This window comes from Gemmiger sp. An50 (assembly GCF_002161595.1).
GTDB lineage: Bacteria > Bacillota > Clostridia > Oscillospirales > Ruminococcaceae > Allofournierella.
Map to the genome: position 1 here is coordinate 99,183 of NZ_NFID01000004.1, position 16,413 is coordinate 115,595.

Here is a 16,413-nt window from a genome sequence, read left to right on the forward strand (position 1 = left end):
ATGGTTTGATGCGAAACGCTTACAGAGCGGCGTACTCCCGGGCGATGCGGGCAGCCACACGGGCGTTGTTGTAGGCCAGCTGGATGTTGGTGGCCAGGCTGCGGCCCTGGGTGTACTCCACGATGTGAGCCAGCAGGTAGGGGGTGATGTTCTTACCGCGCACGCCGTCGGCGTTGGCGCTGGCCAGAGCCTTGTCGATGATGGCGCTCATCTCGTCGAAGTCCATGGCGAACTCTTCAGGCACCGGGTTGCCGATCAGCATACCGCCCTCCAGACCCAGATCCCACTTGGTCTTGGCGATCTTGGCCACGTCGGCAGCGTCCTTGGCGGCGTAGTCCACGCCGAAGCCGCTCTTGCGGCAGTAGAAGGCGGGGAAGTCGCTGGTCTGGTAGCCCAGAACGGGAACGCCCATGGTCTCCAGGTATTCCAGGGTCAGGCCGATGTCCAGAATCATCTTGGCGCCCGCGCAGACAACAGCCACGGAGGTGTGGGCCAGCTCCTGCAGGTCGGCGCTGATGTCCATGGTGGTCTCGGCGCCGCGATGCACGCCGCCGATGCCGCCGGTGGCAAAGATCTTGATGCCGGCCAGGTTGGCCAGGATCATGGTGGAGGCCACGGTGGTGGCGCCGGTGCCGCCCTCGGCCAGGATCATGGGCAGGTCGCGGCGGCTCACCTTCACAACGCCCTCGCCCTTGCACATCAGCTCCAGCTCGCCGGCGGACAGGCCCACCTTCATGCGGCCGTCGATGATGGCCATGGTGGCGGGCACAGCGCCCTCAGCCCGGATGATCTTCTCCACCTCGGCGGCGAACTCCAGGTTCTGGGGGTAGGGCATGCCGTGGGAAAGGATGGTGCTCTCCAGGGCAACAACGGGCTTGCCCTCTTCCAGGGCGGTCTTTACTTCGGGGGTGATGTCCAGATACTGCTTCAGGTTCATTTCACATACTCCTTTATCATTTGATGAATGGCTTCTTCGCTCATGTCGGGATTGATGGTGTCCTTGCCGCTGATGGCCACAAGGCCCGCGCCCAGCGCCCAGTCCAGAATCTCGCTTTCACTGAGACCCTTGCGGGTGGCGTGCAGGATGCCTGCCATGGTGGCGTCGCCCGCGCCGGTGGCGTTGACCATCTGGTCGAAGCGGCGGCTGCGGCGATGGATGCTGCCGCCCGGGCCCTTGTAGTAGATGCCGTCTGCACCCAGGCTCACGAAGACCCGGCGCACACCGGCGGCCAGCACGCGGGTGCAGGCCTCTTCCAGGTCCTCCTCGGTGGCGATGGGCATGTCCGCCAGAATCTCCATCTCCAGCCGGTTGGGCTTGATGGTGTCGAACCGGCCCAGGATGGGCACCAGCTTGCGGGCCCAGGTGGTGCTCACCGGGTCCACGCACAGGGGCGCGGTGCAGTGGGCGGTCAGATAGTTCAGCGCGCTGGCGGAAAGGTTTCCGTCGCAGACCACCAGCTCCGCTCCGTTCAGCAGCTCCAGCTGCCCGGCCACAAAACCCTCGTCCATCTCGGTGAGGATGCGCATGTCGCTCATGGCCACCAGCATGTCTCCGGCGGAGTCCATGATGGAAATGTAGGTGGAGGAGGAATGCCCCGGCCGGGTGAGCATGCCCTCGGTGCCCATGCCCAGCGCCTGGCATCCGGTGCGCAGCATCTGGCCGTAGGCGTCGTCGCCCACCGCGGTCACGATCTGACAGGCTTCGCCCAAACGGGTGAGGTTGTCCAGGATGTTGCGCATCACGCCTCCCATGGACAGATGCAGCCGCCCGGGGTTGGAGTCCCGCATGATCAGGGGCGCGAAGCTCTGGCCGTGGATGTCCACATTTGCGCCGCCGATACCGGCGATGTAAGGTTGTGTCAAAAACAGCCCTCCGTTCCGTTGAATTGGCCGCCGCTTGCGGCCGGTGACGTTTTTCACCCTTATTGTACTATTCAGAAAAGGGGATTTCAAGTGACATCCGGCACATGTATAAACTGGCATTTTTGGCGCAAAACTAAAGGCAAAGCGGCAACGGAACACTGGTGGGGCAACCGGCTGTGCCGCCGCAAAACTGCAAAAGATAAGGAGCAAAGGGAATGAAATGGATCGCTTCGTTGTTTCGGGGCAGGGGGCTGTACTGGGCGCTTTCGCTGTGCATCGTGATCGCGGCGGCGTGCAGCTTTTTTGCCGTGAAAAACATTGTGGAACAGAACAAACCGCAGACAGATCAGGGAGGTGAGGCAATATGGGACTTGCCCAAGGCGCCGGTCGAACAGGATGTGGAGGATGTGCCCATCAAGGCGACTCCCGCCCCCACCGCTACGCCCAGGCCCAGCGCCTCGGCCAAGCCCTCGCCCTCGCCGGCTTCCTCCTCTGGCTCGCAGGAGCAGCCCGCGCCTACCGCCGTACCCGAAGAGCCTGCCGCTGCGCCGGCGCCGTCCTTCGTGTGGCCGGTGGATGGGCAGACTGGGCAGGAATATAGCGGCGACGAGCTGGTGTACAACGAGACCATGAAGGACTGGCGCACCCACAACGGGCTGGACATCTTCTGCGAGGCCGAGAGCCCGGTGAAGAGCGCGGTGTCCGGACGGGTCACCGCCGTGTATGAGGACGGCATGTGGGGCCAGATCGTGGAGATCGACGACGGCGCCGTCACCTGGCGCTATTGCGGCCTTGCCAGCGGCAGCGTGCTGGTGAAGGCAGGCGACGAGGTGCTGGCCGGTCAGGCCATCGCCACGCTGGACCAGGCCCCCGCCGAGAGCGCGCTGGAGCCCCACCTGCATCTGGAAACGCTGCGGGGCGGCAATTACGAGGACCCCCGCCAGTATCTGAGTGAGAGCTGAACACAAAACAGAAAAAACACAAAGCCCCGGCCTGAAACCAGGCCGGGGCTTTGCGCATCTGTGTATTTAGGAGTTGAGAGGATAGCAAAAATCAGAAGACTTCCATCACCGCATCGCCGGCCTTTACCTCGCCGGTGCGGGTCAGCTCAAAGCCGCCCAGATCGTCCAGGTTGCCCACCACGACGGGAGTCACGGTGCGGTAGCCCGCGGCCAGGATGGCCGCCCGGTCCATGGTGCCGATGGGCTGGCCTGCCTTCACGGTGTCGCCCTGCTGAATGTTCAGGGTGAAGGGCTCGCCGTTCAGGCGGATGGTGTCGATGCCCATGTGGACCAGCAGGTCCACGCCCTGGGCGGTGCGCATGGTGAAGGCGTGCTTGGTGTCGAACACCAGGGTGATCTCGCCGTCCGCCGGGGCCAGAACTTCGTCGGCCTCAGGCTCCACGGCAAAGCCGTCGCCCACCATCTTTTCGCTGAATACGCCGTCGGCAACCTCTTCCACCGGAATGATCTTACCGGCCAGAGGGCTGACCACGGTCAGGCGCTCGCCGCCGGCCTTGGGAGCGTCGGCGGGCTTGGTTTCGGCCTTTTTAGGCTCCTGGGCGGGCTTGGTCGCCGGAGCGGGATGATCGGAAGCGGAGGATTTCAGGTAAGCCTCCAGGTCAGACTTGATGACGGATACCCGGGGACCATACACCACCTGGACGCCCTGGCCCTTGCACAGCACGCCGGAAGCGCCGCTGGCCTTCAGCAGCTGCTGGTCCACCTTGGCGGGGTCCTTGACGGTGCAGCGCAGGCGGGTGATGCAGCAGTCCACGTCGGAGATGTTGTCCTTGCCGCCCAGGCCCTGGGTGATCTGAGCGGACAGCTCATCGGCTGCCTCGGCCTCGGTCACTTCACCGGCCTTCTTGCGGGCTTCCAGGTCCTTGCGGGTGTAGAGCTTGGCCTCGGTGTTGTCATCGCGGCCGGGGGTCATGTAGTTGAACTTGCGGATCATGAAGCTGAACACGAAGTAGTAAACCGCGAAGTAGACAACGCCCACCACGGGAATCCACAGCCAGCTGGTCTTTTCGTTGCCCTGCATGATGCCGAAGAGGGTCAGGTCGATCAGGCCGCCAGAGAAGGTCAGGCCCACGCCCACGTTCAGGATGTGCATGATCATGTAGGAGGCGCCGGCCAGCACACAGTGCACCATGTACATAGCGGGGGCCACGAACAGGAAGGTGAACTCCAGGGGCTCGGTGATGCCGGTGAGCATGGAGGTGAGGGCCGCGCTGAGCAGCAGGCCGCCCACCGCCTTGCGGTTTTCAGGCTTTGCACAGCGGTACATGGCGAAGGCTGCACCGGGCAGGCCGAAGATCATCAGGGGGAACTTGCCGGTCATGAAGCGGGTGGCGGATACCGAGAAGTGCTCGATGCCGGGAGCAGCCAGCTCGGCGAAGAAGATGTTCTGGGCGCCCTCCACCAGCTGACCGGCCACGGTGGCGGTGCCGCCCACGGCGGTCTGCCAGAAGGGGATGTAGAACACGTGATGCAGGCCGAAGGGAATCAGTGCGCGCTCGATGAAGCCGTACAGCCAGGTGCCCGCGTAGCCGGAGGCCAGCACGAAGCCGCCCAGGGCGTTGATGCCGATCTGAATGGTGGGCCAGATGTAGTACATGGCAATGCCCACCAGCAGGTAAACGGCAGAAGAGATGATGGGCACGAAGCGGGTGCCGCTGAAGAAGGAAAGCACCTGGGGCAGCTGGATCTTATAGAACCGGTTGTGCAGCGCCGCGGTGCCCAGGCCCACCAGGATGCCGCCGAACACGCCCATCTGCAGGCTGGTCATGCCCAGCACATCGGCGGTGGCGCCCGCCAGGTCCGGCGCGCCGAAGGCGCCGATCATGGCGCCGATGGTGGCGTGCATGATGAAGAAGGCAATGGCGGAAGCCAGGGCCGCCACTTCCTTTTCCTGCTTGGCCATACCGATGGCGACGCCCATGGCAAAGATGATGGGCAGGTTGTTGAACACCACCGAACCGGCAGAGTTGAGCACCTGCAGAATGGCATTGGCGAAGGTGCCGGGGCCCAGCAGACCCATCAGGCCGTAGGCCTCCAGCATGGTCTCGTTGGTCAGCGAGCCGCCGATGCCCAGGAACAGGCCTGCCACCGGCAGGATGGCGATGGGCAGCATGAAGGAGCGGCCCACGCGCTGCAATACGCCGAAGATCTTGTCTTTCATTGGTTTCATTCCTCCTCTGTACTCAGGCCCATCGACACCGACAGCCGGTGCAGATGGACGGTCAAAAAGAACTGTTCGCTGCTGGGAAAGTTCAAATCGAAGGTTTCCCGGATGTGCTGGCCGATGGCCTGGGCACATTCATAATCGGCCGCGTAGTGGCGGGCGATCAGGTTCTGGAAGCCGGTGTCGCCGTCCGGCGCGTAGCGGCCCTGGAACAGCCGCTGGGCCAGAAACTTCAGGTGCACCACGAACCGCTCGTAATCCACCGAGCTTTCGTCAAAGGTCACCCCGTAGTAGGCCTGGGCGTAATTGACCACCTCGCGGATCAGCTTGGTGATGGGAACCATGTCCGCCATGCGGCCGTCCAGCTCGGCGTTCACGATGTGAAGCGCCATGAAGCCGGCTTCGTCCTCGGGCAGCCGCAGGCCCAGCACGCTTTCCACCACGTCCAGCGCCTGCTGGCCCAGGGCGTATTCCTGGGGGTAGAAGTTTTTGATCTCCCAGAGCAGCTGGTTGGGGTATTCCACCCCGTTCCGGAGCCGCTCCACCGCAAAGGAGATGTGGTCCGTGAGGGTGATATACACGTTTTCGCTGAGCCGCCGTCCCAGCACCCGTTCGGCGGTCTCGATGATGTGGGTGCTGATGTCCAGGTATTCGCTGGGCACGTCCTGCATCAATTGCATCAGCCGGTCGCACTGACCGGGGTCCCGCAAGGCGTATACCTTTTCCACCCGGGCGGCAGGCAGCAGGTCCCCGGCGGATTTTTTGAATCCGATGCCCAGACCCCGCAGGATGATCTCCTGGCCGGTGGAATCCTGCGAGCAGACGAAGTTGCTGCCGATCACCCGCAGGATCTTGTAGGTGCCGTGCTGTTCCATGGGGGAGGTCATGGGCTCATCCCCCCACAAACCGCACCGGCAAACATGCCGTGCTTCATGCGTTTCATCACCTTTCCTTACATCGCGCTGCATTCCGGCGGACCGGTTTTGGCAAATAAAAAAGACCAAACCACACCCGGCGATGAAATCGCACCGAGAGAAGTTTGGTCTTGCCTGCATTACCAGTCACAAGCCGTATCGACTTTGAACTGTTCACAGGATAGCACAGGACAGAAAGCTTTGTCAACAAAAAAACAGGAACGGAAAAAACTTTGGAAGTTCTGCCGGGAAAGAAATGAAAAACTTGTGAATTATGCCAAGTCAGAAGGGGGAAGAGGCAGATACTTGGCCTCGAATTCCTCCACACTGATGGGCCGGTCGAAGTAATAGCCCTGGGCCAGATCGCAGTGCATGCTGCAGATGAAGTCCAGCTGGGCAATGGTCTCCACGCCCTCCACCACGGTGGTGATGTGCAGCTCCTGGGCCAGATGAATCACGTTTTTCATCACCAGATCCCGCTTTTCTTCGTCGGTCTCGTCCCGGGCAGCCAGGAATACCCGGTCCAGCTTCAGCTCGTCGATGGGCAGGTCCTTCAGGGTGTTCAGCGAGGAATAACCGCTGCCGAAATCGTCCATCGAGATGGAGAAGCCCTGGCTGCGCAGCCCGATCAGTACGGCGCGCACCCGGTCGATGCTTTCCAGCGCCAGACTTTCGGTGACCTCCAGCACGATGAGCCGGGGCGGGATGTTCCAGCGGTTCAGAATGCCGCAAAGACGCTGCACATAGCCTGCTTCATACAGCATCAGGCGGCACTGGTTCACCGAGATGGGAATGACCGGGCGGCCCTCGTCCATCCAGCGGTGCAGGGTGCGGCAGGCCTGCTCCACCATGTAAAAGTCCAGCTCCACACAGAAGCCGTTCTTCTCGAACACCGGGATGAACTGATCCGGGTAGAAGGACAGTCCGTCCGGCCGAATCCAGCGCACCAGCGCCTCGGCGCCGCCGGGCTGGCCGGTGGCCAGGTCGATTTTGGGCTGCAGCTTCATCACGAACTCGCCGGTGAGCAGCGCCGCGTCCATGCTTTCCTCAATCTGATTGCGCAGGATCACCGGCTCATAGATGGCCGGGTCAAAGAAGATCAGCTCGTCCTGCCGGGAGCCGGAGGTGGTTTCGGCGGTCATGGCCGCTTCGGTGATGGCCCGCTCCAGGTCCGGGGTAGTGTTGGTGACAAAGCGCACACCTGCCGAGCAAACCGCCTGATAGTTCTGGTGTTCCGATACCCGGAACTGGCGGATCTGGGAGAAAAAGCGGCTCATGCGCTGGCGCACCTGCTCAGGCTCAGCACAGTCCAGCAGCAGAAGGAAACGCTCGTTGCGGCCCATGCAGAACAGCTCGGTGGGGCCCATCTGCTGGTCCAGCGCCTCCTTGATGTGGCGCAGCAGGGAGTTGAAGCGCTCCAGTCCGTACAGGTCTTTGATGGTGGGGGCGTTGTCGATGTCCAGCACGATCAGGGCCTTGGGGTCGGCGGTGAGCTTGGTGGGCATCTCCTGCAAAAAGCGAACCCGGTTGTAGGCCCCGGTGATGGAATCGAAATAAGTCAGTTGGTTCATAGAGCGGTTGTTCTGGCGCATCATCCGGTAGATATAGAGGGTAAGCAGGATCACCAGCAGGAAAATCACAAAAAAGGTGATGCGCTGCAGGTTAAACCACTGGCTCAGATTGGTGACCAGGATACGCTGGGGCACCACGCACATGACGTACCAGTCGTTGACGTCCATGGGAATCAGCGCCACCTCATACAGGGTACCCTCGTTGGTCAGGCTGAAAAAGGCGGATTCGTTCACGGCGAAGGCGCTCAGGATGGTCTGCTGCAGCTCATCGCTGAAGGCGGGGGTATCGAAGATGCTGCGGGCGTCTTCGCTGATGAAATAGGTCTGGTTGCGCACTACGAACTTGCCCTCAGAGTTTACGATATGGGCGTGGACCTGGCCGTTGAGCAGCAGGCTGGGGCTGAGCAGCTCCCGCAATGCGTCGGTGTTGTTGGTGCCGGTGAGCACTCCGATCACCGGACCGTCCACGCCGCCCTGGTAGATGGGCACCGCGTACCGGTTCACATAGCAGCCCAGGGTATCATCCCAGAAGGTGAAGGAGATGTTGCCTTCACCGGCCAGTGCCCGCTGCACGGCGGAATCCTGGCTCAGGTCCTGCTCCAGCTGGGAGCTGCCGTCCAACAGAACAAAGCTGCCCTGGCCGGTGGTGTCCACCACGCCCATGCGCAGAAATTCGTTCTGGGAGTTTACCACATCCAGCTGGGCCAGAAAGGCCGGGTCGTGCGGCAGCTGTTGGGGGGGGAGACCTTCGTCAGAATCGTAGCCGATGAAGGCGGAAAGGGTCACCAGCGTTTGCAGATTGCCCTGAATGTGAGAGTTCACGATGTTTCGGGCGGTTTCTGCTGTGGCCTCCAGCGAGTGGGCGGCCTCCTCGTGCTGTACCTGCGCACCGTTGCGGGAGAAGATATAGAAAGAGGCAGTGAGCGCGATGCAGACCGCCAGAATCAGTGAAAAGGCAATGACGATCTGGCGATGGATGTGCTTTGGCACGGGTAAAGTTCCCCCCTTTCCTGGCAGTGGCCCCGAATCAGCAGACGCGGGAAAATGTTGTAAATTTTCAACTGTGTTTTTATACAGTATAAACGAATTTTGTCTTGAAGGAAAGAGCAAAGCCCGGATTTTGAGCCATGAGACATTGAAAAAAAACTCCCCAGTCATAGACTGGGAGAAAAAATCAATCATGCCGCTCCGGCTCGGTCGGAACATCCGGCAGCGGCTCCGGCACAGCTTCCGCCGCGGGCGGCGGGCAGAGGGGGAACTCCACCAGCACGCAGAACAGGTCCGCCACCGCGCGGACCGAGAAGCGGCCGCCGCAGGCCTCGGCAAAGCTTTTCGCGATGGAAAGCCCAAGGCCGCTGCCCTCGCCGGTGCGGGAGGAATCCCCCCGCACGAACCGTTCCAGAAGATGCTCGGCATCCTCGGGGGCGATGGGGTCACGGGTCACGTTTTTGATGCTGATGGAGACTCGGCTCTCGCCCCGCTCCATCTGGGTGTAGACCCGGCTGCCGGGCAGCGAGTAGGCCAGGGCATTGGTATACAGATTCTGGAACACCCGGTACAGCCGGTCGCCGTCCGCGCAGATCCAGGCCTGCTCGGGCAGCTGGGTCACAAAGGAGAGGGGACTGGCTTCAATGGCCTCATCCATATCCGCCAGGGTCTGGCGGATCAGCTTGGCCAGGTCCAGCGGGCGGGTCTGCAAGGGCAGCTCGCCGCTGGCGGCCTTGCTCACCTCGAATACGTCCCGCACCATGGTCTTCAGCCGGTCGGCCTTGACCTTCAGGATCTTGGCGTAGTCCGCCGCGGGCTGCTCTAGTGGCTCCTCGCAAAGAAGCCCCGCGTAATTGATGATGCTGGTCAGGGGCGTTTTCAGATCGTGGGACACATTGGTAATGAGCTCCAGCTTGAGCCGCTCCGCCCTCATCTGCTGCTCCACCCGGGCTTGGATGCCCTCTTCCAGAGCGTTCAGGTCCTCCGCGGGCACCGCACAGAGGGAGGTCTCGGGCAGGGCCAGCGGGGCGGTGTGCTGCCCGGCGCGCAGGGCGGCCAGCTTATCCGCCAGCTGGTTCGCTTGATTCAAAAAGCGATTCAGGCGCAGAAGGCCGGTCACAAAGAGGAAGGCGCCGCCCAGGAACAGGGCAAAGAACAGTAAGACAGCCAGCGGCAAATCCAAGAAATAAAAGACCTTGTAATAGCAGAAAAACGACAGAGGCAGTGCCAGCATTATGCAGGGGGGGCCAATTACGATGGGCGCCAGCAGGCTCAGAACAGCCCGACGCTTCCAGGGCTGAGCATCGGCGAACTGCTTGCAGCGGCGGATCAAGCGGGCGGTCAGGCTGGTGCGCAGGGTGTGGCGCAGGTTGAAACGGAATTCCAGCCAGAACAGCCAGACCAGAGGAATATCTACCACCAAGAGAAGTGCAGCCGCGAAGGGCGAAGCAAAGAAGGTGACCGAGTAGCCGTACAGGTAGCTTTGCGCCGCACAGCTCAGGATGGCAAGCAGAAGATAGCCGGAGAAGAGCAGGAAAATCAGTACAGGCAGCTTCACCAGCAGAGGGACCCGGCGCAAAAACCCGGCCGCCCATTGGGCCGCTGCCCGCCGCTTTTTCCACAGAACCAGCCACACTGCCAGGCAGAGCAGGCCCCAGGCACCCAGCCCCACCAGAATCCAGGCCAGGGTGGGTACAGCGGAATTATTGATCCAGCGGTAGGCAAAGCCCAGGGTGCCGGTGTCGCTGGAGGGCACCTGCTTGACCGCCACCACGATCTCAGCGTTCGGCAAAAAGCTTTGGGGCTCCACCCGAGTAGGGGTGACTCCCTCCAGCAGTATCTCCTGGGTGCTGCTGAAGGCGGTGCCGTCATCCGGGAGCACCATCCGGTCATAAACATCCAGCAAAAGGCGGATGCCTCCGGTTTTGCCGCCGGTCAGCTGAAAAGCGATTTCGTAACCTTGGGGAATCTGGTCCGGAGAGCGGAGCAGGGAAGAGGAGATGGTCTCCTCGCCCTCGGCGCTCAGATACAGCAGGATGTCCCGGCTGGTGTATTCTTCACTCTGCCGCAGCTGGTCCAGCGCCTGGCGGGACAACAGTTTTTGCTGGGAAATCGCCTGAGGCGTGAGCGCCTCGCCGCCCGGGGTGACCAGCCCGTCGGCACACAGCACACGGGCGTGGTAGTACACGGTGCTTAAAAAACGCTGGTAATCCGGTACCGCCTCGATCTGCCGCTGCATCAGCGCGGAATAGGACCGGGGCCCCTGCAGGAAGACCTGCAGCAGCCGGTCGTCCAGCGGAATGCAGTAAAAAATGACAAAAAAGCATACCGCCGCCATCCAGCCCGCGAAAATGCGAACCACCAGCGGCCATTTCTTTCCCTCAGTGTTTTTCCAGTTTATAACCAAGACCCCACACCACCTTTACATATTCCGGTTCCTTCGGATTCAGTTCGATCTTTTCCCGGATGCGCCGGATGTGTACCATCACGGTGTTTTCCGGGGCGTACACGTTGCCCTCGCCCCAGGCGCCGGCGTAGATTTCTTCGGCCGAGAACACCCGCCCCGGGCTGCGGAAAAACAGCTCCATGATCCGGGTCTCGGTGGGTGTCAGCCGCACTGGCTCGCCGTCCGCGGTGAGCTGATGGCCTTCAAAGTCATATTCCAGCCGCCCCACCCGCACCAGCGGGCCGCCTGCCTGTGCGCCGCCCAGGGTCAGGTACCGGCGCAGATGGCTCTTCACCCGGGCCACCAGCTCGGTGGGGCTGAAGGGCTTGGAGATATAATCGTCCGCCCCGATGGAAAGCCCCAGCACCTTGTCGCTGTCCTCGGTTTTCGCGCTCATCACCAAAATGGGCAGGTTGCGCTTCTGCCGGATGCGCAAAATGGCGGAAAAACCGTCCATCCGGGGCATCATCACGTCCATTAAAATCAGGTGTACCGTGCGCTGCTCCAGCACGTCCAGCGCTTCAAAGCCGTCCGCTGCACCGTACACGCAAAACCCTTCTTTTTCCAGATAAAGCCGCACCGCGTTCACGATGTCGGCGTCGTCGTCCACCACCAGGATACAGGCCTGCTGGTCCATATAACCGCCTCCTCTTGCCAAAACCGCTCTTTTGTTGATTGTAGCCAAAACCAGGGCGTTTTCCAAGGCCCCTTTGAGCGCATCCTTATTATAGCAAAGGTTTCTTACGGCCGGAGGGTGGTTTCTCTTACGGTTTTCTTACAATAGAGAAAGGCTCTCTGAGGGCGCGAACCTTGTAACTTCGGGGCTTTTTGTGTATAATGTACCCTGTATGACTATGAGAAAACGCGGCGAAAGGAGCAGCAGCATGGCAAACAGCGTTCTGGTGGGCAGCACCGGCTTTGTGGGAGGCAACCTGATGGCCAGCCATCCCTTCGATGCGGCCTATCATTCCAGCAATGTGCAACAGGGCTTCGGCAAGGAAAACGATCTGGTGGTTTACGCCGGTGTTCCCGCCGCCATGTTCCTGGCCAACCAGGACCCACAGGCCGATCTGGCGGTGATGCGCGCGGCCCGGGAGAACCTGCGCCGCCTGAACCCGAAGAAGCTGGTGCTGATCTCCTCCATCTGCGTTTATGCGGACAGCAAGGGAAAAACCGAGGCGGACGAGCCCCAGCCCGAGGGACTTGCGGCCTACGGAGCCAACCGGCTGCAGCTGGAGCGCTGGGTGCGCGAGGATTGGCCGGACGCGCTGATCGTGCGCCTGCCCGCCCTGTACGGTCTGGGCCTGAAAAAGAACTTTTTGTACGACCTGCACACCATCACCCCGGCGCTGCTGCGCCCGGCCAAATACGAGGAGCTGGCGGCAAAGAGCGAGCTTGTAAAAGCTGCCTACTCCGACGCGGGCAACAATTTTTATAAGCTGAACGGCACCCAGGACCCGGCGGAATTGAAGGCCTGGTTTGCGGCCAACGACTTCAACGCGCTGGCCTTCACCGACAGCCGTTCGGTCTACCAGTTCTACGACCTGCGCCGTCTCTGGGCGGACATTCAGAAGGCCATGGAGCTGGATCTGAGGGTGCTGCATCTGGCAACGCCCCCGGTGAGCGCCGCCCGTGTGTATGAGGCGGTGACCGGCGGCCATTTTGAAAATCATCTGGCAGCGCAGCCCTTTGACTACGATCTGCGCACCCTGCATGCCGAGGCCTTCGGCGGCAAGGGCGGTTACCTCTGCACCGAGGAAGAAGAGCTGGCGAATATCTGCACCTTTATGAAAGGATGGACGGAATGAAATTATCGGCTTCCAACATCGGCTGGGCCGCGGACAACGACGAGCAGGTCTGGCAGCTTTTGAAGGACCTGGGCTACCAGGGCATCGAGATCGCCCCCACCCGGGTGATCCCGGAAAACCCCTACGACTGCCCGGCGGGCGCGGCCCTGTTTGCAGGGGTGATGCACCAGAAATACGGCTTTGCTATCCCCAGCATGCAGAGCATCTGGTTCGGCAAGACCGGCAATATCTTTCATCCGGACGAGGCCAGGGAGCTGGAGGAGTACACCCTGCGGGCCATCGAGTTCGCGGTGAGCTGCCGCTGCCGCAATCTGGTATTCGGCTGCCCCCGCAACCGGAACATGCCCGAGGGGGCCGGCCCCCAGCAGGGCGAGGACTTTTTAAGCCGCATCGCCTGGATGGCAGCCCAGCGGCAGGTGGTCATCGGCCTGGAAGCCAACCCTCCGGTTTATAATACCAATTACATCAACACCACCGCCGACGCCTTTGCCATGGCCAAAAAGCTGGACAGCCCCGGCCTGGGCGTCACGCTGGACGTGGGCACCATGATCGCCAACGGCGAGCGGCCCAACGACTTCGCGGCGGATATGAAATATGTGAGCCATGTACACATCAGCGAGCCGGGCCTTGCCCCCATCGAGAAGCGGGCGCTTCACCGGGAGCTGGCGCTGCTGCTGGGCGCGCTGAACTATCAGGGCTATGTGTCGGTGGAGATGAAGACTGCGGACACGGACACCGTGCGCCGCAGCCTGGAATATGTGGCGGAGGTGTTCGGCGCATGAGCGAATGGGTGAAAAACGTGCCCGGCGTGCCGGACTATACGGTGGATGCCTTCCGGGAAAAGCGCAGTGAATACTGCCTGCTCATTCCCATCATCAACGAGGGCAGCCGCATCCTCACCGAGCTGGAACGGGCCCAGAAGGGCGCGGTGGACGGCCTGTGTGACATCATCCTGTGCGACGGCGGCTCCACCGACGGCAGCATGGAGGCCCAGGGCCTGGAGCGCCGGGGCGTGAATACCCTGCTCACCAAAAAGGGTCCCGGCAAGCAGGGGGCCCAGCTGCGCATGGGCATCCACTATGCGCTGGAGCGGGGCTATGAGGGCATTCTGACCATCGACGGCAACAACAAGGATTCCATCGAGAGTGTGCCCCTCTTCATTGAAAAGCTGGAGGAGGGCTACGACCTGATTCAGGGCAGCCGGTTCATCCCCGGCGGCAAGGCGGTCAACACCCCCTTCAGCCGCTACTGGGCGGTGCGCCTGATCCACGCGCCGGTGATCAGCCTGGCGGCCCGCCACTGGTTCACCGACACCACCAACGCCTACCGAGGCTACAGCCGGGCCTATCTGACCCATCCGCTGGTAAAACCTTTGCGGGATGTGTTCGTGGGTTATGAGCTGCTGGCCTACCTGAGCGTGCGGGCTACCCAGCTGGGCCTCAAGGCCTGCGAGGTGCCGGTGGAGCGTGCCTACCCCAAGAACGAGCCCACCCCCACCAAAATCAAGGGCTTGCAGGGCAACACCAATCTGCTGAAAATTTTGTTCGCCGCACTGCGGGGAAAATACAACCCTTAAAGGGGAGAATGCGACATGCAGGTTTACGATAAAATCATTGTGGGCGCGGGCCTTTACGGCTTGTACGCGGCGCAGAAGTGCGGCGCTGCGGGCCAGCGGGTGCTGGTGCTGGAAAAGGACCCCGGCCCCTTCATGCGTGCCACCTATATCAACCAGGCCCGGGTCCACATGGGCTACCACTATCCCCGCAGCTATTCCACGGCCATCAAGAGCGCCCATTACTTCGAGCGCTTCTGCCGGGATTACGACTTCTGCCTTTTGAAGGAATTCGACCAGGTCTACGCCACCAGCGCTCACTTCTCCTGGACCAATGCCCAGGAGTTCCGTTCCTTCTGCGCGGCGGCGCACATCCGCTGCGACGATGTGGCCCCCACCAAATACTTTAATCCGGGCCAGTGCGACGGCGCGTTTCTGACCACCGAATACACCTACGACGCTCAGGTGCTCAAGGAGTATTTTCTGAAGGAGCTGGCCAAGCTGCCGAACGTGACCATTGCCTACAGCCGCAAGCCGGAGGCAGTGGAGCGGGCGGGCAGCGTCTGGCGGGTGAAGGCGGGGGACATCACCGCCGAAGCGCCCTTCCTGTTGAACGCCACCTATGCCGGAGTGAATGAGCTGCACGCCATGCTGGGCTATGAGCCCTTCAAGATCAAGTATGAGCTGTGCGAGATCATCCTCTGCACCGTGGACGACAAGCTGAAAAACACTGGCATCACCGTGATGGACGGGCCGTTTTTCTCCATCATGCCTTTCGGTCAGACCGGTTACCACAGCCTGACCAGCGTGACCTTCACCCCTCATGTGACCAGCTACGACAGTGTGGCAACCTTCGAGTGCCAGAGCCGCAGCGAGGGAAAATGCCGCCCGGGCGACCTTTACAACTGCAACGAGTGCCCGGCCAAGCCCGCCAGTGCCTGGCCCATGATGAGCCAGCTGGCCCGCAAGTATCTGAAGCCGGAATATGGCTTCCAGTATGCCGGAAGCCTGTTCAGCATGAAGCCCATTCTAAAGGCCAGCGAGATCGACGACTCCCGCCCCACGGTGATCCGGCAGTATGCCTCGGACCCGGCCTTTGTGAGTGTGCTGTCCGGCAAGATCAATACCGTTTACGATTTGGATGAGGTGCTGCAATATGGCGCAGATCACGAATAAGGAAAAGAATTTTGTCTCGGCGGTGGTCTACCTGCACGACTGTGCCGGGCAGGTGGAGCCCTTCTTCGACCGGCTGCTGGCCCGGCTGGAGGAGCATTTTGACTACTACGAGATCGTGGCCGTGAACGACGGCTGTACCGACGATACCGTGGTCCGGCTGAAGGAATTCGCGGCCGGGAAGATGGAAAAGCCCCTGACCATTCTGAACATGAGCCTGCACCAGGGGGTGGAGCAGGCCATGAACGCCGGACTGGACGCAGCCATCGGCGACTTTGTGTTCGAGTTCGACAGGCTGGATACCCCCTATCCCGCCGAGCTGGTCTGGCAGGCCTACGAGACGGCTCTCACCGGCTTTGACGTGGTGACCGTCAGCCCCAGCCGTCAGAAGACGGCCAGCAAGGCATTTTACACCTTGTTCAACGCCTTCAGCAACAGCGTTTACAAGCTGGAGAGCGACGCGTTCCGGCTGGTGAGCCGCCGGGCCATCAACCGGGTGAAGGCCATCAGCGAGAACCTGCCCTACCGCAAGGCGGCCTATGCGGCCAGCGGTCTGGCCTGCAAGACCCTGCATTTTGAGGGCAGCATCCACGGCCAGCGGGAGGACCGGCTGGACAAGGCCATCGACAGTCTGGCCCTTTACACCAACGCGGGCTACAAGATCAGCTTCGGCATTTCCTGTGCGATGGCTCTGCTCACCCTGATCGCTCTGATTTACACCGTGGTGGTGTGGCTGGTGGGCGAGCCGGTCACCGGCTGGACCACCACCATGCTGGTGCTCAGCGGTGGCCTGGCTGGAATGTTCATCATCCTGACCATCGCGGTGAAGTACCTGAGCCTGCTGGTGGATCTTTCCTTCCGCAAGCAGGCCTACCTGATCGAGGGCATCGAGAAGATCCAGAAATAACCGATC

Annotated in this window: 13 protein-coding genes; 6 read left to right on the forward strand and 7 right to left on the reverse strand. The window is 61.5% G+C overall.

Annotated elements, in window-relative coordinates; translation table 11 throughout:
• Positions 1 to 19: 19 nt before the first annotated feature.
• Together B5G03_RS05620 and B5G03_RS05625 are read right to left on the reverse strand one after the other, a co-directional pair.
• Entirely contained in the window at positions 20 to 937 is a 918-nt protein-coding gene (locus B5G03_RS05620) for a pseudouridine-5'-phosphate glycosidase (RefSeq protein ID WP_087180780.1), read from the reverse strand.
• On the reverse strand, positions 934 to 1,863 hold the full coding sequence (locus tag B5G03_RS05625) for a PfkB family carbohydrate kinase (protein ID WP_162613349.1): 930 nt from the start codon (positions 1,861 to 1,863) through the stop codon (positions 934 to 936). The genes B5G03_RS05620 and B5G03_RS05625 overlap by 4 nt, the downstream gene beginning before the upstream one ends.
• A 215-nt stretch (positions 1,864 to 2,078) precedes the next feature.
• Here B5G03_RS05625 and B5G03_RS05630 point away from each other — a divergent pair, with 215 nt between their 5' ends.
• On the forward strand, positions 2,079 to 2,825 hold the full coding sequence (locus B5G03_RS05630; RefSeq protein WP_087180782.1) for a M23 family metallopeptidase: 747 nt from the start codon (positions 2,079 to 2,081) through the stop codon (positions 2,823 to 2,825).
• A gap of 91 nt (positions 2,826 to 2,916) precedes the next feature.
• On the opposite strand, the gene B5G03_RS05635 is transcribed toward B5G03_RS05630, so the two are convergent.
• From B5G03_RS05635 to B5G03_RS05655, 5 genes are all read right to left on the reverse strand, one after another.
• On the reverse strand, positions 2,917 to 5,046 hold the full coding sequence (locus B5G03_RS05635; protein WP_087180783.1) for a PTS sugar transporter subunit IIABC: 2,130 nt from the start codon (positions 5,044 to 5,046) through the stop codon (positions 2,917 to 2,919).
• Positions 5,047 to 5,051: 5 nt separating this feature from the next.
• Positions 5,052 to 5,936, reverse strand: coding sequence for a BglG family transcription antiterminator LicT (licT, locus tag B5G03_RS05640; RefSeq protein WP_087180784.1), 885 nt, complete (start codon positions 5,934 to 5,936; stop codon positions 5,052 to 5,054).
• Between the two features lie 299 nt (positions 5,937 to 6,235).
• On the reverse strand, positions 6,236 to 8,524 hold the full coding sequence (locus tag B5G03_RS05645; protein ID WP_162613350.1) for a bifunctional diguanylate cyclase/phosphodiesterase: 2,289 nt from the start codon (positions 8,522 to 8,524) through the stop codon (positions 6,236 to 6,238).
• Positions 8,525 to 8,708: 184 nt separating this feature from the next.
• A complete protein-coding gene (locus B5G03_RS05650; protein WP_140401643.1) occupies positions 8,709 to 10,883 on the reverse strand; it encodes a sensor histidine kinase in 2,175 nt (724 codons plus the stop codon).
• Between the two features lie 19 nt (positions 10,884 to 10,902).
• Positions 10,903 to 11,604, reverse strand: coding sequence for a response regulator transcription factor (locus B5G03_RS05655; protein WP_087180787.1), 702 nt, complete (start codon positions 11,602 to 11,604; stop codon positions 10,903 to 10,905).
• A 247-nt stretch (positions 11,605 to 11,851) separates the two neighbouring features.
• Here B5G03_RS05655 and B5G03_RS05660 point away from each other — a divergent pair, with 247 nt between their 5' ends.
• The 5 genes from B5G03_RS05660 to B5G03_RS05680 are packed head-to-tail and all read left to right on the forward strand — an operon-like array spanning position 11,852 to position 16,407.
• Entirely contained in the window at positions 11,852 to 12,775 is a 924-nt protein-coding gene (locus tag B5G03_RS05660) for a sugar nucleotide-binding protein (protein ID WP_162613351.1), read from the forward strand.
• Entirely contained in the window at positions 12,772 to 13,557 is a 786-nt protein-coding gene (locus tag B5G03_RS05665; RefSeq protein ID WP_162613352.1) for a sugar phosphate isomerase/epimerase family protein, read from the forward strand. The genes B5G03_RS05660 and B5G03_RS05665 overlap by 4 nt, the downstream gene beginning before the upstream one ends.
• Entirely contained in the window at positions 13,554 to 14,351 is a 798-nt protein-coding gene (locus tag B5G03_RS05670; RefSeq protein ID WP_087180790.1) for a glycosyltransferase family 2 protein, read from the forward strand. Before B5G03_RS05665 ends, B5G03_RS05670 begins: the two co-directional genes overlap by 4 nt.
• A 15-nt stretch (positions 14,352 to 14,366) precedes the next feature.
• Positions 14,367 to 15,503 (forward strand): FAD-dependent oxidoreductase, encoded by a 1,137-nt coding sequence (locus tag B5G03_RS05675; protein ID WP_087180791.1) that lies wholly within the window; start codon positions 14,367 to 14,369, stop codon positions 15,501 to 15,503.
• Positions 15,484 to 16,407 (forward strand): glycosyltransferase, encoded by a 924-nt coding sequence (locus B5G03_RS05680; protein WP_162613353.1) that lies wholly within the window; start codon positions 15,484 to 15,486, stop codon positions 16,405 to 16,407. Before B5G03_RS05675 ends, B5G03_RS05680 begins: the two co-directional genes overlap by 20 nt.
• Positions 16,408 to 16,413: the final 6 nt, after the last annotated feature.

What these genes read in the sequence shown, in the direction of transcription:
- B5G03_RS05620 (WP_087180780.1), bottom strand. Translation starts at nt 937, where the DNA reads ATGAACCTGAAGCAGTATCTGGACATCACCCCCGAAGTAAAGACCGCC.
- B5G03_RS05630 (WP_087180782.1), top strand. Translation starts at nt 2,079, where the DNA reads ATGAAATGGATCGCTTCGTTGTTTCGGGGCAGGGGGCTGTACTGGGCG.
- B5G03_RS05635 (WP_087180783.1), bottom strand. Translation starts at nt 5,046, where the DNA reads ATGAAAGACAAGATCTTCGGCGTATTGCAGCGCGTGGGCCGCTCCTTC.
- licT (WP_087180784.1), bottom strand. Translation starts at nt 5,936, where the DNA reads ATGACCTCCCCCATGGAACAGCACGGCACCTACAAGATCCTGCGGGTG.
- B5G03_RS05655 (WP_087180787.1), bottom strand. Translation starts at nt 11,604, where the DNA reads ATGGACCAGCAGGCCTGTATCCTGGTGGTGGACGACGACGCCGACATC.
- B5G03_RS05660 (WP_162613351.1), top strand. Translation starts at nt 11,852, where the DNA reads ATGGCAAACAGCGTTCTGGTGGGCAGCACCGGCTTTGTGGGAGGCAAC.
- B5G03_RS05665 (WP_162613352.1), top strand. Translation starts at nt 12,772, where the DNA reads ATGAAATTATCGGCTTCCAACATCGGCTGGGCCGCGGACAACGACGAG.
- B5G03_RS05670 (WP_087180790.1), top strand. Translation starts at nt 13,554, where the DNA reads ATGAGCGAATGGGTGAAAAACGTGCCCGGCGTGCCGGACTATACGGTG.
- B5G03_RS05675 (WP_087180791.1), top strand. Translation starts at nt 14,367, where the DNA reads ATGCAGGTTTACGATAAAATCATTGTGGGCGCGGGCCTTTACGGCTTG.
- B5G03_RS05680 (WP_162613353.1), top strand. Translation starts at nt 15,484, where the DNA reads ATGGCGCAGATCACGAATAAGGAAAAGAATTTTGTCTCGGCGGTGGTC.